This is a genomic window from Sphingobium sp. RC1 (assembly GCF_059738765.1).
In genome coordinates, this window is the sequence record NZ_AP027306.1 from 1,801,497 (window position 1) to 1,818,738 (window position 17,242).

Here is a 17,242-nt window from a genome sequence, read left to right on the forward strand (position 1 = left end):
CGAAAGGCCATTGCCCTATTTTGCGCCTGCGAGGGGATAGGACAAAAGGTCCAATGTCGATCGCCAAGCATCCCACTTATGCGGGCTTCATGACCGCACGCCCTCGCCCCTTTTCCCGAGCTTTTACGCGCCGAATCGCGCCGTTGCTGCTGCTTCCCCTTGGCGCATGCAACTGGGTGGTCATGTCGCCTGCGGGCGATGTTGCAGTGCAACAGCGTGACCTGATCGTCATTTCGACACTGCTCATGCTGCTCATCATCCTGCCGGTGATGGCCACGACGATCTGGTTCGCCTGGCGCTACCGGGAAAAGGCGCAGGCCAAGGATTATGACCCCGACTGGGACCATTCGACCAGCCTTGAGCTGCTGATCTGGTCGGCCCCGCTGCTGATCATCATCGCGCTCGGCGCCATCACCTGGACCAGCACGCACCTGCTCGATCCCTATCGCCCGATCGAGCGCATCGATCACGAGCGCAAGGTCGAACCGGCGGCCAAGCGGCTCCAGGTCGAAGTCGTCGCGCTCGATTGGAAGTGGCTGTTCATCTACCCCGAACTGGGCATCGCAACGGTGAATGAACTCGCCGCGCCGGTCGATCAGCCGATCGAGTTCAAGATCACCTCCGCCACGCTGATGAACAGCTTCTTCGTGCCCGCGCTCGCCGGACAGATCTACGCCATGCCCGGCATGCAGACGGTCCTCCACGCCGTCGCCAACAAGCCCGGCACGTTCGAAGGATTCTCCGCCAACTATTCCGGCGCAGGCTTCTCCCACATGCGCTTCCGTTTCAAGGCAATGGATCAGGCCGGGTTTGACCGCTGGGTCGCGCAGGTAAAGGCCAGCAACGCGAAGCTCGACCGCGCCACCTATGTGAAGCTGGAACAACCAAGCGAGAAGGTCCAGCCCCTCTATTTCGCGGGCGTCGAGCCCAAGCTCTTCCACGCCGCCCTCAACATGTGCGCCCAGCCGGGCAAGCGCTGCATGGACGAGGTCATGATGACCGACATGATGGGCGGCGGCGGCAAGGAATCGGCGCGTGATACCGAAGGCCTGCGTCATGACGGCACCATCGACGTGGGCGGCTTCCACCCCGTCGAGCCCGGCAAGAAGGGCGAGATTGCGCAGCCTGCGGGAATGACGCCTGCGGCAGAGCGCACGCCTGCTGCGCAGGGGCATGAAGCGCCGGGGCAGAAGGATGCCGACGGCCATGCGCATCATGGTCGGTAAGCCCCTCATATCACCCCTCCCCTTCAGGGGAGGGGCCGGGGGTGGGGGAGCGCCCCAAGCGCCGCATTATCCGGCCAATCCCCACCCCAACCCCTCCCCTCAAGGGGAGGGGCTTAAGATAATCTCCTCCCCCTCCCTCCCAAGGCCCTGACCCCCATGTCCCCTCATCCCGCATCCGAAAACAGCGGCATCTGGAAACTGATCTTCGGCCGCCTCGACTGGAGCGCCGTCCCGATCCACGAACCGATCGTCATGGGCACCTTCGTCGCGGTCGTAATCGGCGGCATCGCTATCCTTGGCCTCGTCACCAAATATCGCCTCTGGGGCATGCTGTGGCGCGACTGGTTCACGACCGTCGATCACAAGCGCATCGGCATCATGTACATGATCCTGGGCCTCATCATGTTCCTGCGCGGCTTTGCCGATGCGCTCATGATGCGCCTGCAACAGGCTTGGGCCTTCAACGGCTCCGAAGGCTATCTGAACGCCCATCACTACGATCAGATCTTCACGGCGCACGGCGTGATCATGATCTTCTTCGTCGCGATGCCGATGATCACCGGGATCATGAACTATATGGTCCCGCTGCAAATCGGCGCGCGCGACGTCAGCTTCCCCTTCCTCAATAATTTCAGCTTCTGGATGACCACAGCGGGCGCCGTCATCACCATGATGTCGCTGTTCGTCGGTGAGTTCGCCCGCACAGGCTGGCTCGCCTATCCGCCGCTATCGGGCATAGCCTACAGCCCCGGCGTCGGCGTCGATTACTATATCTGGGGCCTGCAAGTCGCAGGCATCGGCACCCTCTTATCCGGCGTCAATCTCATCGCCACCATCGTGAAGATGCGCGCGCCCGGCATGAGCATGATGAAGCTGCCGATCTTCGTCTGGACCTCGCTCTGCTCGAACATCCTCATCGTCGCGGCCTTCCCGGTGCTGACCGCCGTTCTCGCGCTGCTCAGCCTCGACCGTTATGTCGGCACGGCCTTCTTCACCAACGACATGGGCGGCAACCCCATGATGTACGTGAACCTCATCTGGATATGGGGCCATCCGGAGGTTTACATCCTCATCCTGCCACTGTTCGGTGTGTTCAGCGAAGTCACCTCTACCTTCTCCAGCAAGCGCCTCTTCGGCTATTCATCAATGGTCTATGCGACGGTCGTCATCGCGATCCTGAGCTATCTCGTCTGGCTGCACCATTTCTTCACCATGGGGTCGGGGGCCAGCGTCAACAGCTTCTTCGGCATCACGACGATGGTCATCTCCATCCCGACCGGGGCCAAGCTCTTCAACTGGCTCTTCACCATGTATCGCGGCCGCATCCGTTTCGAGCTGCCGATGATGTGGACGGTCGCCTTCATGCTGACCTTCGTGGTCGGCGGCATGACCGGCGTGCTGCTCGCGGTGCCGCCAGCCGACTTCGTGCTGCACAACTCGCTATTCCTGATCGCGCACTTCCACAATGTCATCATTGGCGGCGTGCTGTTCGGCCTGTTCGCGGCGATCAACTATTGGTGGCCCAAGGCGTTCGGGTTCAAGCTCGACCGCAAATGGGGCGTGTACAGCTTCTGGCTGTGGGTCGTGGGCTTCTGGGTCGCTTTCATGCCGCTCTATATCTTGGGCCTGATGGGCGTTACCCGCCGCATGCGCGTGTTCGATGATCCCAGCTTGCAGATCTGGTTCCAGATCGCTGCCTTGGGCGCCTTGATGATCGCGGCCGGCATCGCCTGCATGTTCATCCAGTTCGCCGTCAGCATCATCAACCGCGACAAGCTGCGCGACACGACCGGCGATCCCTGGGACGGCCGCACGCTCGAATGGGCGACCAGTTCGCCCCCGCCGGACTATAACTTTGCCTTCACCCCCGTCATCCATGATGGCGATGCATGGGCGGACATGAAGAAGCGCGGCTATCAGCGGCCTCTCTCGGGCTATGAAGCCATCCACATGCCCAGCAACAACGGCACCGGCGTGATCATCGCGGGCCTGTCAGTGGCCTTCGGCGTCGGCATGATCTGGTACATGTGGTGGCTCGCGGGGTTGAGCTTCATCGGTATCCTAGCCGTCACGATCGCTCACACCTTCAACTACAAGCGCGACTTCTACATCCCCAAGGATGTGGTGGAGCGCACGGAAGGCGAGCGCACGCGCCAGCTCGCGATGCAGGGCTAACAGCACATGGCAAGCGCACCCACTATAGACGCCGCTTTCCTCGACAAGGACGGCAACCCGCTCTTCCATCTGGAACATGAGCCCCACCATCCGGAAGGCTCCAGCACCATGCTGGGCTTTTGGATCTACCTGATGAGCGACTGCCTCATCTTCGCCTGCCTGTTCGCCACCTATGCGGTGCTGGGCGGCAGTTATGCGGCGGGGCCGAGCCCAAAGGATCTGTTCGACCTCCCGCTCGTCGCGCTCAACACCGCGATGCTGCTCTTTTCGTCCATCACCTATGGCTTTGCCATGCTGGCGATGGAAAAGAACCGGGTCGCCGCAACGCAGGGCTGGCTGGCGATCACCGGCCTGTTCGGCCTCGCCTTCCTGTCGATCGAGCTTTTCGAGTTCGCGCATCTCATCCATGAAGGCGCAACCCCGATGCGCTCGGGCTTCCTGTCCGCCTTCTTCACGCTGGTAGGCACGCACGGCCTCCACGTCACCTTCGGCACCATCTGGCTGGTGACGCTGATGGTGCAGGTCGCAAAGAAGGGCCTGATCCCCGCCAATCAGCGCCGCCTCATGTGCCTGTCCATGTTCTGGCATTTCCTCGACGTCGTCTGGATCGGCGTCTTCACCTTCGTCTATCTCATGGGGATGCTGCGATGAGCGCGCACGACCACAGCCATCACGACGATCATCATGGGCAGGCCCCTGCCCATGGCACCTTCGGCAGCTACATGATCGGGTTCGGCCTGTCGGTCATCCTGACAGCCATTCCCTTCTGGCTCGTCATGACCGGGGTGCTGGGCGATCCGCAGCTGACCGCCTTCACCATCCTTGGCTTTGCGGTAGTCCAGATCATCGTTCACATGATCTACTTCCTGCACATGAACACCCGTTCCGAAGGGGGCTGGACGATGCTGGCGCTGATCTTCACGATCGTGCTGGTCGTCATCACCCTGTCGGGATCGATCTGGGTCATGTATCATCTCAACCATAATATGATGCCGCAGATGGATATGAGCGTGCATGACATGAGCCAGATGCCGTGACCGCCGACCTACCCCGCCGCCGGTCGGCGGGGTTCCTGATCGGCTTTACGGTCGCCGCCGCCCTGGCGGTCGCGGGGCTGGTCAGTCTTGGCGTCTGGCAAGTGCATCGCCTGGCATGGAAGCGCGACCTGATCGAAAAGGTCGAAAGCCGGGTCCACGCCGCGCCTGTCCCGGCGCCCCCTTCAGCCAGCGACGATGACGCCTATCGCCGGGTGATCGCGACCGGCCATTTCCTGCATGACCGCTCCACGCTGGTGCAGGCTTCAACGGCGCGGGGCGCAGGCTTCTGGGTACTGACCCCGCTCCTCACCGATCGCGGCTTCACGCTGCTCGTCAACCGGGGCTTCGTACCGCCGGAAGCCCGCACCCGCTTTTCCAGACCAGCTGGCCAAGTCCGCGTGACCGGCCTGATGCGCCTCAGCGAACCGGGCCGCGGCTTCCTGCGCTCTAACGATCCGGCCGCAAATCGCTGGTATTCACGCGACGTTGCCGCCGTCGTCGCCGCGCGCCAACTTCGCGCGCCGGTCGCCAATTATTTCATTGATGCCGAACGCAGCGGCCCGCCACCATCCCTTCCCATAGGCGGCCTGACCGTCCTTACCTTCCCCAACAGCCATCTTTCCTACGCCCTCACATGGTTCGCGCTGGCGGCGATGGCGGCTGGCGCCTACATCTTCGTCATGCGCCATGAATGGAAGGAAAGACGGTCTTGAAGCGGTGGCTGTCCACCGGCGCCCGCCTGCTGCCCAGCCAATGGCCAGCGGACGCGGCCGGGCGCAAGAATATGGCGCTGCTCGCCCAGCTTCGCTGGATCGCGATCGCGGGGCAGGTCGCGACGATCCTCTTCGTACATTGGGGCATGGGGATCAGCTTGCCTGTCGCCGCCATGCTGCTGGTTGCCTCGATCGGGGCAGCGGTGAATGTCGCCACCTTTGCTACGCTGCGCCGCCGTACCGACGTTGCGCATATCGAACTGTTCCTGGCGCTCGTCTTCGACGTTCTCTTGCTGACAACCCAACTGTATCTCAGCGGCGGCGCGACCAATCCCTTCATCGCGCTCTACCTGCTTCAGGTGGCGCTGGGCGCGGTGCTGCTTGATCGTTGGAGCATCTGGGGCATCGTCCTCCTGTCGCTGCTCTGCGCGGCGATGCTGTCTCTCGTCTATCGGCCGCTGGAGCTTACCGATGCGCTGGAGGGGCGCCTCTTCGACCTGCACATCCTCGGCACCTGGATCTGCCTCGCCATGATCGCGGTGCTGCTGGTCCTTTTCATGAGCCGGGTAACGCGAAACCTCCAGGCCCGCGAAGCCTATCTCGCCCAACTACGCCAGCAGGCGGCGGAGGAAGAACATATCGTCCGCATGGGCCTCCTCGCCTCCGGAGCCGCTCATGAACTGGGCACTCCCCTCTCCCAACTGGCCGTCGTGCTAGGCGACTGGCGCCACATGCCCGAAATCAAGGCGCACCCGTCCCTGCTCGAAGAGGTCGAGGAAATGCAGGCCGCCGTCCAGCGCTGCAAACAGATATTGACAGGCATTCTCATTTCCTCAGGAGAAGCCCGAGGCGAAGCTCCAAAAATCACGCCAATTCGCGATTTCATTCTTGAAATCGCCCAAAGCTGGCGTTCCCCCAACCCGACCATCCCCCTCCGCTGCGATTTTGGCCCCCACGATTATCCCCGCATCATCGCCGATCCCGTCATCCGCCAAGCCATCACAAACCTCCTCGACAATGCCCGCGAAGCTGGCGCCACCTACATCGACCTGCTCGTCGGGCGGGACAGCAACTCGCTCAACATCGCCGTCCGCGACAATGGCAAGGGCTTCAGCGAACAAATGCTCGCCGATTTCGGCAAACCCTACCGCTCCAGCAAAGGCAAGCAAGGCAGCGGCCTCGGCCTCTTCCTCGTCGTCAACGTCGTCCGAAAACTCGGCGGCAACGTCTCCGCCAGCAACGGCGCGGACGGCGGCGCGCTCATCCTGCTCCGCCTCCCGCTCAGCACGGTCGCCTTCGAAGAGGAGTTGCCCCATGGAGGATGACCGACTGCTGGTCCTTGTCGAGGATGACGAAGCCTTCGCCAGAACGCTCAAGCGCTCTTTTGAACGGCGCGGTTATCAGGTCCTGACCGCTGACAACCATGCCACTCTTCTCGGTGTGCTCGAGAAGCACCGTCCCCACTATGCAGTAGTCGATCTTAAGCTTGCATCTGAGTCCGGCCTGGTTTGCGTCCAGACACTTCATGCCCATGATCCCGACATGCTGATCGTCGTCCTGACCGGCTTCGCCAGCATCGCGACCGCTGTCGAAGCGATCAAGCTCGGCGCGTCGCATTATCTCGCCAAGCCCTCAAACACGGATGACATCGAAGCAGCATTCGCCCGATCGACTGGCGACCCATCGACCCCGCTCGCCCCACGTCCGACATCGATCAAGACCCTCGAATGGGAGCATATTCATGAGGTTTTGAAGGACAGCGAATTCAACATATCCGAAGCAGCGCGCCGCCTCGGCATGCATCGCCGGACGTTGGCACGAAAGCTGGCCAAGCGGCAGGTCGGCTGATGTAAGAATGGAGCGGGTGAAGGGAATCGAACCCTCGTCGTAAGCTTGGGAAGCTTCTGCTCTGCCATTGAGCTACACCCGCAACGCCGCCGGGATTAGCGGCTGATCCGGGGAAGGTCAACGATCTCCCTCTGCCCCGCCAAAAGCTCCCCGCATAGGCTCTTCTCCCCAAACCCCTCAAAAATATGCGTTAGTTAATAGGGCGATATGGGCTGAGCGACAGATTGACGGTTCACCGGCGGAACGATGAACCGTTCGGGGTGTTTGGCAGTTTTCAGAAGATACAATAACTTAATGGGGAACTTATGAACACGGCGGCGCCGGAGGACTCTGGAAACCGCTTCGAACTGCTTGTCCAGAGCGTTACTGATTACGCGATCTACATGCTCTCAACCAATGGCACGATCGTTAGTTGGAACGCAGGAGCGCGCCGGTTCAAGGGATATGAGGCCGAAGAGATTGTCGGCCAACATTTCTCCCGCTTCTACACCCCGGAAGATCAGGCGGCGGGCATTCCAGCCCTTGCGCTCGAAACTGCGGAGCATGAAGGGCGGTTCGAAGCCGAAGGATGGCGCGTGCGCAAGGATGGCGGGCGCTTTTGGGCAAGCGTCGTCATCGACCCCATCCGCGACTCCGCAGGCAAGTTGATCGGCTTTGCCAAGGTGACGCGCGACCTCACGGAACGGCGCACTGCCGAAGAAGCGCTCAAGGCAAGCGAGGAGCGCTTCCGCCTGCTGGTGGAAAGCGTCACCGACTATGCGATTTATATGCTCGACCCGGTGGGCACCATCACAAGCTGGAACGCAGGCGCAGAACGATTCAAGGGATACACCGCAGACGAGATACTCGGTCAGAATTTTTCCCGCTTCTATTCGGAAGAAGACCGGATGGCCGGAATACCCTCCCGCGCTCTTGAAACGGCGACCCGAGAAGGACGGTTCGAAGCGGAAGGATGGCGCATTCGCAAGGACGGGTCGCGCTTCTGGGCCAACGTCGTCATCGACGCCATTCGCAACTCCATGGGCCACCTCATAGGCTTCGCCAAGATCACGCGCGATCTGACCGAGCGGCGGGAATCTCAACTGGCACTCGAAGAAGCGCGCGAAGCCATTTTTCAGTCGCAGAAGATGGACGCGATCGGCAAGCTGACGGGCGGGGTCGCTCATGATTTCAACAACCTGCTCGCCGTCATCATGGGAAGCCTGGACCTTGCAAGGCAGCGGCTGCAAACCGGAGCCGACATTTCGCGCTATATCGACAATGCGATGACGGCGGCCGATCGCGGGGCCATCTTGACCCAGCGCATGCTGGCCTTTGCCCGCCGCCAGGAGTTGAAACTGGCCAGCATCGATTGCATCGCCCTGGTGCGAAACATGGCCGGGCTGCTGAAATCGACCTTGGGTTCCACTGTGACAATAGAGACCCGTTTCCCCCTGTCCCTCAGCGCCGCGCATGCAGACCCGGCGCAGCTGGAACTGGCGCTGCTGAACCTTGCTGTAAACGCCCGCGATGCGATGCCGGGTGGCGGCCGGATCATTGTCGAAGGTGCCGAGGCTCATCTTACTGCGGAACAACGGCCTGATCTGCCCTGTGGTCATTATGTCCGCCTTTCGGTCATCGACGAGGGGGAGGGCATGGATGAACATACCCTCGCCCGGGCTCGCGAACCGTTCTTCACCACCAAAGGCGTAGGCAAGGGCACCGGCCTCGGCCTTTCCATGGTCCACGGCTTTGCCCAGCAGTGCGGCGGGTCGCTGATCATCTCAAGCGAGCCGGGACGGGGCTCGATTGTCTCGCTCTGGCTTCCAGTGGCTGCTGATGAGATTGACGCGAAGGAAGACGAGCGCCAGAGCCTGACCATCGTTGAGCCCACAGATCAGCCGCTCGTCATATTGGCGGTCGATGACGATGACTTGGTTCTCACAAACACGGCGGGCATGCTCGAGGAATTGGGACATACCGTGTTTCAGGCAGGGTCAGGAGCGGATGCTCTACGAATGCTGACCGAGGGTGACGTTGATCTTGTCATCACCGACCATGCAATGCCTCATATGACGGGAGCGCAACTGGCAGACGCCCTGACTGAAAGCCATCCCGGCTTGCCCGTCATCATCATCACGGGATATGCCGAACTGCCCCCTGGCGCCACAAAACGGCTGAGGCTCGACAAGCCGTTCAAACAGGCCGATCTAGCGCGCATGGTGGCCTTGGCCGATCATGATCGGGCCGCTGACCGGGTGATTCCGTTTGGGCGATCAGAAGGTTTTTGACCGACCCAATCATTTCTTCGGCGTCTCCCACTTTGGCACGCCAAGGGCGAGAACCCTGCTCACTATCGCCATCAATTTTCTCAAAAATGCTGCTATAATGACTAAGTTATGATGCTGGCCGTCCAGAATCGCGGAGTGCGCCCCAGGACATGAATATCACCCCAGATTTTGCCAGTCCGCTTGGCGAATGTCCGGACAACGTCGCCACCTTAAGCCCGACATCGCATTTCTTCACTTCACTGCGCACTCGCCTGCATTATGTCGATTGGGGAAACCGCTCCGCGCCCACATTGATCCTGTTGCACGGCGCCCTCGATCATGCGCGTAGTTGGGATTGGACGGCTCGGGCACTTGCGCGGGACTTCCATGTCGTGGCTCCTGATCTTCGGGGCCATGGCGACAGCGCCTGGTCTACCGAGGGCACCTATTTGACGGCGGACTTCGTCTACGACCTCGCCCAGCTTGTGGAGCAGGTAGGGCGGGACAAGGTTGTTCTGGTGGGCCATTCGTTGGGCGGATCAATAGCCTTGCGCTACGCAGGCCTCTTCCCGGAGCGCATCGACCGCCTGGTCGCAATCGAGGGGCTGGGCCTCTCCCCGGAGAGGCTTAAGGACAAGGCAGCCTATCCCGCACCCGATCGCTGGCGCGAATGGATCGAGCAGCGCCGCGCGAGCGCTCGCAAGCAGCCTCGTCACTATCCCACGCTCGAAGCGGCAGTCGCGCGCATGCGGGAACGGAACGATCACCTGTCAGGAGAACAGGCGCTGCATCTGACGGTTCATGGCGTGAACCGAAATGAAGATGGCAGCTATGATTGGAAGTTCGATCCATATCTTCGCCAAACGCCGCCGCAAGACATGGTTGGAGATGATCTACCGCAGTTCTGGTCGCGGGTTCACTGCCCAGTACTCCTTTGCTTGGGTCTGGACAGTTGGGCATCGAATCCCGTGAATGACGGCAGGGCAGCGCACTTCCGTGATGCGCGACTGGTGGAATTTGGTGAAGCCGGACATTGGTTACACCACGACCGGTTTGACGCATTCCTTGCAGAACTACGCGCCTTCCTTTGATTGGAAGGATGTAATGGCAACAATGTACTGCGCCTTCAATTGCTCTATGAACGAAGCGGCGGGCTGAATTTTCTCGACCGCGCCTATGCCTTGGCCCGCCCCCCAAATGTCGCGCCAGGCCTTTTTCTCATCTTCGGCCATAGCGGCGATATCCATGTCGGCGGCATTCGTCAGCTTGTCAGGGTCCAGCCCGGCTGCTGTAATGCTAGGTCTCAGATAATTGCCATGCACGCCAGTGAAGTGATCCGAATAGACGATGTCGGTGGCGCTACTGTCTACGATCATCTGCTTATATTTGGGGTCGGCATTCGCTTCTTCCGTCGCGATGAAAGCAGAGCCCATATAGGCCAGATCAGCCCCCATCATGCGGGCGGCCGCAATCGCTCGGCCGGTTGCGATCGCCCCTGACAGGATCAAAGGGCCATCAAACCATGCGCGGATTTCTTCCACCAGCGCGAACGGCGACAATGTGCCCGCATGGCCCCCTGCCCCTGCGGCAACCGCAATCAGGCCGTCCGCCCCCTTTTCGATCGCCTTCCTCGCGAACATGTTGTTGATGACATCGTGGAACACAAGGCCACCATAGCTGTGGACCGCTTCGTTGACGTCGGCGCGAGCGCCCAGCGAGGTAATCACGATCGGAACGCGATATTTCACGCAGAGAGCTAGGTCCTCCTCCAACCGGGCATTTGTCTTATGGACGATAAGGTTGACCGCGAAAGGCGCATCATCCTCAGTCAGTTCCCGGCGGAGAAGTTGAAGCCACTCTTCGAACACGCCTGAAGGCCGTGCGTTGAGCGAAGGAAATGAGCCCACAATGCCAGCGCGACATTGAGCGATCACAAGCGCGGGCCGGGACACGATGAACATCGGAGACGCTATCAGCGGCAAGGTTAAACGATCTTCAAGCAGCTTCGGCAAAGTCATCAATCGGCCTTATTCGTCGTTGGCTCTGGCACCCCTTATCGGCTGCCACCTTTGGTCTTCGCGATATCGGACACTCGCAATCAGAAACAGCGCTAATCCCGCACAATCTTAAGCAATCTGCGTTCGACGGGCGCAAGAATGCCCTGAAGTTCAGCACCTCGTTTTAAAATGCCCCCGGCCTCCCCGATCAGCGCCCACATTCCTTGCCGGTGACGAAGCGAAGGCCGCTTCTCGATGCGATATTCCGGGCGTTCGGCGGCCCGTCGAAAGGCGGAAAAAACTGCTGCATCATGACCGAGATCGATCGCATAGTCCCGCCAATGACCGGCGGACACCATCCGGCCGTAAAGATCCATGATGCGTTGCAATTCCAGTCGGTCGAACCCCGTCTGTCCCATCGGATTGGCTTGAGATGGGAACGGGGTCACATTGCTCATCAGGCGCGACCACGCTCCTGGAACAAGGGGATATCATCATCAGGGGATTCATGAGCCCCTTCCTGCCGCTGCTCCAGCAGCTCTGCCAGACGCTTCTGTAACTGCTCGATTTCCTGCTGAAGCTGTTCCAGCTTATATTTTTCCGGATCATGGCAATCGCTACAGGGGGTGCCATAGGGCAGGAATTCGCGCTGATAAGCGGTCACATCGACGACCATTTGCCGAGCCGGAATACCGACCATGGTTGCGCCGTCGGGCACATTTTTCGTGACCACTGCGTTAGCACCCACGCGCGCGCGCGCGCCGACATGAACAGGCCCAAGCACCTGAGCGCCCGATCCAACGATAACTCCATCGGCCAGGGTCGGGTGCCGCTTGCCTGCAATGCCGTTCGCAGGGTCGGTCCCGCCAAGTGTCACATTCTGATAAAGAGTGACATCGTCACCGATTTCAGCCGTTTCACCAATCACTGTGAAGCCATGATCAATGAAGAACCGCTTGCCGATGCGCGCACCGGGATGGATGTCGTTGCCGGTGAGAAAGCGGGAAAAATGATTGACCGCGCGCGCCATGAAATAGAGCCGAAGGCCGTAGAGGCTGTGCGCCACGCGATGAAACCCAAGAGCCCAGACCCCCGGGTACAGGAGGATTTCAGCCCGCGAGCGCGGAGCCGGGTCACGCGATTTGACCGAGTCCAAATAGCCAATAAGATTGCGCAGCATGCAGCGGCCCCTGAAAACCGAAGGCTACTACATAGGCCTGCGATAATCCATTTTCCAGATGCGTGGCTATTTCGGCTTCTGACCATAAAACAGAATGTTTCTTGGAGAGCTATGATATACCAAGCAATGCGGTAGACAATCAACAGGGGCCTTTGAATGACCGATCCCATCCTCGCTCATCTCAGCGAACTTCTACCCTTTATCCTGATCGGTTTTGGAGCCCAAATGATCGATGGGGCTTTGGGAATGGCGTACGGCGTGATTTCCAGCACCCTGCTTTTAGCATTGGGCGTGCCGCCAAGCAGAGCATCCGCCAGCGTACACGCCGCCGAAACTTTCACGACCGCTGTCTCGGCCATAAGCCACATCGCCCATCGGAACGTGGATTGGCGGCTATTTTCACGCCTCATCATTCCCGGCGTCATTGGCGGCGTGACAGGAGCCTACATTCTTTCAAACATCGACGGATCAGTGATCAAGCCTTTCGTTCAACTCTACCTGACCGCAATCGGCGTTTATCTGATCTGGCGCGGCTTTCATCTGCCACCCCATCCACGAGACCCGAAGTGGGTGGCACCACTTGGCCTCGTCGGCGGTTTCATGGATGCCTCGGGCGGCGGCGGCTGGGGGCCGATCGTCACTTCCAATCTTCTGATTCAAGGGTCCAGTCCGCGCCACACGATCGGCACGGTCAACACCGTCGAGTTCGTTCTGACGCTGGCGATCAGCCTGACATTCATCCTTCATCTGGGCTGGCAGGCCTTTACGACCTACACCGTCGGCCTGTTACTCGGAGGAATAGTCGCGGCACCCTTTGGCGCGATGCTTGCCCGTCACGTCGCACCTCGGATGCTATTCACAGCGGTTGGCACAATCCTGACGCTTACGTCGCTGTTCGGCGTAGCCAAATGGCTTGGATATATCGGCTGACGCTCTTATCTTCGGCTTTCTAATCGAGAAAGGCGATCGATGTCGAGTTACATGCCTACGCTGAAACAGCTGCAATATCTTGTTGCGCTTAAGCAGCACGGGCATTTCGGCAAGGCAGCCGACAGCTGCTATGTCACGCAATCAACGCTTTCGGCGGGTATCCGCGAACTGGAATCGCTGATCGGCGTGACGCTGGTTGAACGGACGCGAAGGGTGGTGCGCTTCACGGCTCTGGGCGACCGTATCGTGGAGAAAGCGCATCGCGTTCTGCGCGAAGCGGAGGAACTTGCGGCTATCGCCGAAGCCTCGGGCAAGCCGCTCACCGGCGAGTTGCGCATGAGCGTCATCCCGACAATCGCGCCTTTCCTGCTACCTCGCCTGCTCCCCCGCTTGCGGGCGGATAGGCCCGAACTCAAGCTTTACCTCCGGGAGGAGACGACGCAGACCGCGATCGAGTCACTTCGTCACGGCAACGTGGACTGTGTACTCCTTGCCCTGCCCTTTCCCACCGGGGAGTTGGACAGCGAGATTCTGTTCCAGGACCGGCTATATGTCGCATTTCCTCAAGACGATCCCCGCGACCCGCCCGAGTGGGTGGCGCCGGACATGATCGATGAGACGAAGCTGCTTTTACTGGAAGATGGTCATTGCCTGAAGGACCATGCTCTTGCCGCGTGCAACCGCCCCGAAATCCGTTCGAGCGCGATGATGATGGGCACCTCCCTCCATACGCTGGTTCAGATGGTCGATAATGGCCTTGGTATGACGATCATGCCGGAAATGGCCATTACGGGCGGAATATTGGATCACACCCAGATCGCCGTACGGCCTCTGCGATCCGACCGATCGCACCGTGACATTGCTCTGGTCTGGCGCAAGAATAGTCCGAGGGAAAAGGAATTTCGTCTGCTCGCCGAGCTTCTGCGCGATGCCGCCGATTTACCGCAATCCAGTGTAGCCGCCTGATCTTCAGCGGGTCCAGCCGCGCGCCTTCGCCTCATCCTGAACGCGCGCCTCCACCCAGGAGGCTGCCCTATCGGCAAAATGCTCCTTCTTCCAGAAGGGCGCGTCAGACTTCAGCCAATCGATCAGGAAGGCGCAGCTTTCCAGCGCGGCCGCCCTATGTCGCGATGCCGTGCCGACAAAAACGATGTGTTCGCCTGGATTGAGCTTTCCAAAGCGATGAATCACGCGCACGGCCAAAAGCGGCCAACGCGCGGTCGCTTCATCGACTATCCGCTCGACCTGAGCTGCCGTCATCGCCGGATAATGCTGAAGCTCGAGCGAAACCAGCGCGTTGTCGCCGCGCACAACCCCTGTGAAACTGGCAACACCCCCGCCTCCCGCAGCTTCCAGCAGCGCCAACTCGGCGCCTACGTCGAAATCCTCCGGCTGGATGGAAACACAGTTCATCCGCCAGTGACCGGGGGAAAGATCGCCAGCTCGTTAGCTTGCCCGATCACTGTTTCGAGCGGCACAAAGCGCTGATCCAACGCTGCGCGCAGCCGCACGGTATCACCCAAAGCTTCAGAATAGCGGCCTCCACGTTCCGCAAGCTGCGCAATCAGATTTGCGACACTCATGTCGGCGGCGGGCCGATCGACTTGTTCACCGTCGCAGCCGATGATTTCTCGCACCCAGGCGAAATAGAGGATTTCGAGTTTAACCACGCATCAGTCCATATGCTTGATACCGACCCGCAGATAGTCCCAACCGGTGATCAAAGTCAGTATTGCTGCGGCCCAGAGGGTCACGATACCCAGCGACTGAACCAAGGGAAATGCGGGCACCGCGCCCGCCAGGATCAGTGCGCCCAAGGCTATCAGCTGAAAGGTGGTTTTCCACTTGGCCAGGCGGGACACCGGCACCGAAACCTGAAGACCCGCCAGAAACTCACGCAGCCCCGACACGGCGATTTCGCGCAACAGAATGATCATGGCGGCAGCGATGTGAATACCCGCGATGTCGCGAGTGGCGGCCAACATCAGAATGACTGCGCCAACCATGATCTTGTCGGCGATGGGGTCCAGAAAGACGCCCAGCTTCGAAACGGTCCCTTGGGCTCGCGCCAGATAGCCATCGAAATAATCGGTAATGCCCATCAGGCAATAAAGCCCGAAGGCAAAGGCATAGCCGGTCGTCCAGCGAGCACCGACCTCTGCGGGCCAGAGCAACGCGACAAGCAACGGGACGGTCAGTATCCGCGAAAGCGTCAGCAGATTGGGCAGCGTCAGCATGGCGGCGGACTGCCACAGTCCGCCGCGTAGCACAAGCAGCCGTGATGAGGGCCTCGACCGCTTCTCATTCGGATGCGTTGGACAGCCGACGCGGCAGCCGCTAGACCCCGCTCCGCTCGTCCACAGCGAAGAAGACCTTCTTGCCTATGCAAGCCTCACTCAGGCTCCTTAACAAGCGACGTTTCCTGCCGCTTTTCGTCACTCAATTGCTCGGGGCCTTTAACGACAACCTGTTCAAAAATGCGATGGTGCTGTTCGTCGTGTACAGCGTTTATAATGACGAACGGTCGGAAACCTGGTTCAGCGCGTTGGCGACGGGCATATTCATCCTGCCATTTTTCCTCCTGTCCGCGCTGTCAGGCCAACTCGCCGATCAGCGGGACAAGGCCGTCATCATACGATATGTAAAAGCAGCCGAGATCGCCATAATGCTGGTTGGCGCCATTGGCCTGGGGCTGATCTGGAGCGGCATAGCGATCCATGGCGTGGCCATTCCGCTGTTGCTCTGCGCACTCTTTGCGATGGGCGTCCATTCCACCTTCTTCGGCCCGATCAAATACGCCATCCTGCCTCAACATCTGCATGATGACGAGGTGCTTGGCGGCACAGGCCTGGTAGAGGCTGGAACTTATATCGCCATCCTTGCCGGAACGATCCTGGCGGGCTTAATTCCCGTGGAGGTCGCAGCCATCGGCATCGTCGTGACAGCTGCGATCGGCTATGTGGCAGGCCGAGAAGTGCCGCCCGCGCCTTCATTGCTTGAGCGGCAGCCAATCGACTTCCACATCATCCGGTCATCGATCGCGCTGGTGCGGGGTACAATGCATATCCGGCGCCTCTATCTGGCCATCATGGCAATCAGCGTCTTCTGGGCCGTCGGCTCAATCCTGTTCATCCAGTTCCCGCCGCTCGTCAAAAATGTGCTGGCAGCGGACAAGTCAGTGGCCAGCTTGTTCCTGGCGATCTTTTCCGTGGGCATCGCGATTGGGTCGATCGCGATCAACCGGCTGCTACAGGGACATGTGTCGGCGCGTTACGCACCCGCATCCGTCATTGGCATGGGTCTGTGCATCGTCGCATTTCACATTGTATGTGATCTATGGACGCCTGACGGAAGCGGCGCGATGCTCTCGCTCAAGGGCTTTCTTGCCCATCCCCTGGCGCTAGCATTATCGGCATGCCTGCTTGGTGTGGCGACATTCGGCGGCATGTTCGTGGTGCCGCTTTATGCATTCCTCACGACGACGGTCGAAAAGTGCGAGGCTGCCCGCACCGTAGCCGCAAACAACATCGTCAATTCAGGCGCCATGGTTCTGGGATCATTTTTTGCAATTGGCCTGAGCATCGCAGGCATGTCTGTCATCGACCAGCTTTTGCTGGTGGCGGCGCTATGCCTCCCCTGCGCATGGATCGCATGGACGCTTCACAAAGCCTGCGACTGAGGCCGGATCAGAAGATGAAGCTGTAGAAGGCGGTGAAGAATGCGCAGAAGCTCAGAACAAACAGCTTCCAGTCGCTCTCGTCCGAGGTAGAGGCCGAAGCGTCCTCCACCTTCAGGACGTGACGCGGCAGCCGCTGACGAAAGGCATGGCGGGCAGCTTCGTTCGTAAGGATAAGCGGACGCGTTCGCATGGCATCGAGTTAACGCCT

At 60.0% G+C, this 17,242-nt stretch carries 19 protein-coding genes and 1 tRNA gene; 12 read left to right on the forward strand and 8 right to left on the reverse strand.

Going from position 1 to position 17,242, the window contains the following annotated elements:
* The first annotated feature begins 89 nt into the window (after window positions 1–89).
* From cyoA to AC6JBC_RS08895, 7 genes are all read left to right on the forward strand, one after another.
* Window positions 90–1,226 carry a ubiquinol oxidase subunit II gene (gene cyoA, locus AC6JBC_RS08865; protein WP_498026037.1) on the forward strand — a complete coding sequence of 379 codons (1,137 nt, stop codon included), beginning with the start codon at window positions 90–92 and terminating at the stop codon, window positions 1,224–1,226.
* 156 nt (window positions 1,227–1,382) lie between these two features.
* Window positions 1,383–3,401, forward strand: coding sequence for a cytochrome o ubiquinol oxidase subunit I (cyoB, locus tag AC6JBC_RS08870; RefSeq protein ID WP_498023871.1), 2,019 nt, complete (start codon window positions 1,383–1,385; stop codon window positions 3,399–3,401).
* Window positions 3,402–3,407: 6 nt separating this feature from the next.
* A complete protein-coding gene (cyoC, locus tag AC6JBC_RS08875; protein WP_498023872.1) occupies window positions 3,408–4,052 on the forward strand; it encodes a cytochrome o ubiquinol oxidase subunit III in 645 nt (214 codons plus the stop codon).
* On the forward strand, window positions 4,049–4,438 hold the full coding sequence (gene cyoD, locus AC6JBC_RS08880; protein ID WP_498023873.1) for a cytochrome o ubiquinol oxidase subunit IV: 390 nt from the start codon (window positions 4,049–4,051) through the stop codon (window positions 4,436–4,438). The genes cyoC and cyoD overlap by 4 nt, the downstream gene beginning before the upstream one ends.
* The gene (locus AC6JBC_RS08885; RefSeq protein ID WP_498023874.1) at window positions 4,435–5,151 is read left to right on the forward strand and encodes an SURF1 family protein; all 717 of its coding nucleotides are present in this window, start codon (window positions 4,435–4,437) and stop codon (window positions 5,149–5,151) included. The genes cyoD and AC6JBC_RS08885 overlap by 4 nt, the downstream gene beginning before the upstream one ends.
* The gene (locus AC6JBC_RS08890; RefSeq protein ID WP_498023875.1) at window positions 5,148–6,476 is read left to right on the forward strand and encodes an ATP-binding protein; all 1,329 of its coding nucleotides are present in this window, start codon (window positions 5,148–5,150) and stop codon (window positions 6,474–6,476) included. The genes AC6JBC_RS08885 and AC6JBC_RS08890 overlap by 4 nt, the downstream gene beginning before the upstream one ends.
* On the forward strand, window positions 6,466–6,999 hold the full coding sequence (locus tag AC6JBC_RS08895) for a response regulator transcription factor (RefSeq protein WP_498023876.1): 534 nt from the start codon (window positions 6,466–6,468) through the stop codon (window positions 6,997–6,999). Before AC6JBC_RS08890 ends, AC6JBC_RS08895 begins: the two co-directional genes overlap by 11 nt.
* An 8-nt stretch (window positions 7,000–7,007) precedes the next feature.
* Here AC6JBC_RS08895 and AC6JBC_RS08900 read toward each other — a convergent pair.
* A tRNA-Gly gene (locus tag AC6JBC_RS08900) sits at window positions 7,008–7,081 on the reverse strand.
* A gap of 223 nt (window positions 7,082–7,304) precedes the next feature.
* On the opposite strand from AC6JBC_RS08900, the gene AC6JBC_RS08905 reads away from it, so the two are divergent.
* Both AC6JBC_RS08905 and AC6JBC_RS08910 read left to right on the forward strand, forming a co-directional pair.
* Window positions 7,305–9,269, forward strand: coding sequence for a hybrid sensor histidine kinase/response regulator (locus AC6JBC_RS08905; RefSeq protein WP_498023877.1), 1,965 nt, complete (start codon window positions 7,305–7,307; stop codon window positions 9,267–9,269).
* Between the two features lie 149 nt (window positions 9,270–9,418).
* The gene (locus AC6JBC_RS08910; protein ID WP_498023878.1) at window positions 9,419–10,339 is read left to right on the forward strand and encodes an alpha/beta fold hydrolase; all 921 of its coding nucleotides are present in this window, start codon (window positions 9,419–9,421) and stop codon (window positions 10,337–10,339) included.
* On the opposite strand, the gene AC6JBC_RS08915 is transcribed toward AC6JBC_RS08910, so the two are convergent.
* The 3 genes from AC6JBC_RS08915 to epsC all read right to left on the reverse strand — a co-directional run bounded on the left by AC6JBC_RS08915 (window position 10,322) and on the right by epsC (window position 12,425).
* A complete protein-coding gene (locus AC6JBC_RS08915; RefSeq protein WP_498023879.1) occupies window positions 10,322–11,266 on the reverse strand; it encodes an NAD(P)H-dependent flavin oxidoreductase in 945 nt (314 codons plus the stop codon). The two genes, AC6JBC_RS08910 and AC6JBC_RS08915, sit on opposite strands and share 18 nt — an antisense overlap.
* 92 nt (window positions 11,267–11,358) lie before the next feature.
* The gene (locus AC6JBC_RS08920) at window positions 11,359–11,703 is read right to left on the reverse strand and encodes a DUF2794 domain-containing protein (RefSeq protein ID WP_464802441.1); all 345 of its coding nucleotides are present in this window, start codon (window positions 11,701–11,703) and stop codon (window positions 11,359–11,361) included.
* The gene (epsC, locus tag AC6JBC_RS08925; RefSeq protein WP_498023880.1) at window positions 11,703–12,425 is read right to left on the reverse strand and encodes a serine O-acetyltransferase EpsC; all 723 of its coding nucleotides are present in this window, start codon (window positions 12,423–12,425) and stop codon (window positions 11,703–11,705) included. The genes AC6JBC_RS08920 and epsC overlap by 1 nt, the downstream gene beginning before the upstream one ends.
* Window positions 12,426–12,581: 156 nt before the next feature.
* Here epsC and AC6JBC_RS08930 point away from each other — a divergent pair, with 156 nt between their 5' ends.
* A complete protein-coding gene (locus AC6JBC_RS08930; RefSeq protein ID WP_460987872.1) occupies window positions 12,582–13,355 on the forward strand; it encodes a sulfite exporter TauE/SafE family protein in 774 nt (257 codons plus the stop codon).
* 39 nt (window positions 13,356–13,394) lie between these two features.
* Window positions 13,395–14,321, forward strand: a complete 927-nt coding sequence (locus AC6JBC_RS08935; protein WP_498023881.1) for a hydrogen peroxide-inducible genes activator — start codon at window positions 13,395–13,397, stop codon at window positions 14,319–14,321.
* 3 nt (window positions 14,322–14,324) lie between these two features.
* On the opposite strand, the gene AC6JBC_RS08940 is transcribed toward AC6JBC_RS08935, so the two are convergent.
* The 3 genes from AC6JBC_RS08940 to pgsA are packed head-to-tail and all read right to left on the reverse strand — an operon-like array spanning window position 14,325 to window position 15,592.
* Window positions 14,325–14,768, reverse strand: a complete 444-nt coding sequence (locus tag AC6JBC_RS08940; protein WP_498023882.1) for a molybdenum cofactor biosynthesis protein MoaE — start codon at window positions 14,766–14,768, stop codon at window positions 14,325–14,327.
* Window positions 14,765–15,025, reverse strand: coding sequence for a MoaD/ThiS family protein (locus tag AC6JBC_RS08945; protein WP_498023883.1), 261 nt, complete (start codon window positions 15,023–15,025; stop codon window positions 14,765–14,767). Before AC6JBC_RS08945 ends, AC6JBC_RS08940 begins: the two co-directional genes overlap by 4 nt.
* Before the next feature lie 3 nt (window positions 15,026–15,028).
* Window positions 15,029–15,592 (reverse strand): CDP-diacylglycerol--glycerol-3-phosphate 3-phosphatidyltransferase, encoded by a 564-nt coding sequence (pgsA, locus tag AC6JBC_RS08950; protein ID WP_498026038.1) that lies wholly within the window; start codon window positions 15,590–15,592, stop codon window positions 15,029–15,031.
* Between the two features lie 146 nt (window positions 15,593–15,738).
* Between pgsA and AC6JBC_RS08955 the strand changes: the two genes are divergently transcribed.
* A complete protein-coding gene (locus AC6JBC_RS08955; protein WP_464789161.1) occupies window positions 15,739–17,034 on the forward strand; it encodes an MFS transporter in 1,296 nt (431 codons plus the stop codon).
* 7 nt (window positions 17,035–17,041) lie between these two features.
* Here the strand turns inward: AC6JBC_RS08955 and AC6JBC_RS08960 are convergent, their stop codons facing one another.
* Window positions 17,042–17,224, reverse strand: a complete 183-nt coding sequence (locus AC6JBC_RS08960; RefSeq protein ID WP_464788981.1) for a hypothetical protein — start codon at window positions 17,222–17,224, stop codon at window positions 17,042–17,044.
* Window positions 17,225–17,242: the final 18 nt, after the last annotated feature.

What these genes read in the sequence shown, in the direction of transcription:
- cyoA (WP_498026037.1), top strand. Translation starts at nt 90, where the DNA reads ATGACCGCACGCCCTCGCCCCTTTTCCCGAGCTTTTACGCGCCGAATC.
- cyoB (WP_498023871.1), top strand. Translation starts at nt 1,383, where the DNA reads ATGTCCCCTCATCCCGCATCCGAAAACAGCGGCATCTGGAAACTGATC.
- cyoC (WP_498023872.1), top strand. Translation starts at nt 3,408, where the DNA reads ATGGCAAGCGCACCCACTATAGACGCCGCTTTCCTCGACAAGGACGGC.
- cyoD (WP_498023873.1), top strand. Translation starts at nt 4,049, where the DNA reads ATGAGCGCGCACGACCACAGCCATCACGACGATCATCATGGGCAGGCC.
- AC6JBC_RS08895 (WP_498023876.1), top strand. Translation starts at nt 6,466, where the DNA reads ATGGAGGATGACCGACTGCTGGTCCTTGTCGAGGATGACGAAGCCTTC.
- AC6JBC_RS08905 (WP_498023877.1), top strand. Translation starts at nt 7,305, where the DNA reads ATGAACACGGCGGCGCCGGAGGACTCTGGAAACCGCTTCGAACTGCTT.
- AC6JBC_RS08910 (WP_498023878.1), top strand. Translation starts at nt 9,419, where the DNA reads ATGAATATCACCCCAGATTTTGCCAGTCCGCTTGGCGAATGTCCGGAC.
- AC6JBC_RS08915 (WP_498023879.1), bottom strand. Translation starts at nt 11,266, where the DNA reads ATGACTTTGCCGAAGCTGCTTGAAGATCGTTTAACCTTGCCGCTGATA.
- AC6JBC_RS08920 (WP_464802441.1), bottom strand. Translation starts at nt 11,703, where the DNA reads ATGAGCAATGTGACCCCGTTCCCATCTCAAGCCAATCCGATGGGACAG.
- epsC (WP_498023880.1), bottom strand. Translation starts at nt 12,425, where the DNA reads ATGCTGCGCAATCTTATTGGCTATTTGGACTCGGTCAAATCGCGTGAC.
- AC6JBC_RS08930 (WP_460987872.1), top strand. Translation starts at nt 12,582, where the DNA reads ATGACCGATCCCATCCTCGCTCATCTCAGCGAACTTCTACCCTTTATC.
- AC6JBC_RS08935 (WP_498023881.1), top strand. Translation starts at nt 13,395, where the DNA reads ATGTCGAGTTACATGCCTACGCTGAAACAGCTGCAATATCTTGTTGCG.
- AC6JBC_RS08940 (WP_498023882.1), bottom strand. Translation starts at nt 14,768, where the DNA reads ATGAACTGTGTTTCCATCCAGCCGGAGGATTTCGACGTAGGCGCCGAG.
- pgsA (WP_498026038.1), bottom strand. Translation starts at nt 15,592, where the DNA reads ATGCTGACGCTGCCCAATCTGCTGACGCTTTCGCGGATACTGACCGTC.
- AC6JBC_RS08955 (WP_464789161.1), top strand. Translation starts at nt 15,739, where the DNA reads ATGCAAGCCTCACTCAGGCTCCTTAACAAGCGACGTTTCCTGCCGCTT.
- AC6JBC_RS08960 (WP_464788981.1), bottom strand. Translation starts at nt 17,224, where the DNA reads ATGCGAACGCGTCCGCTTATCCTTACGAACGAAGCTGCCCGCCATGCC.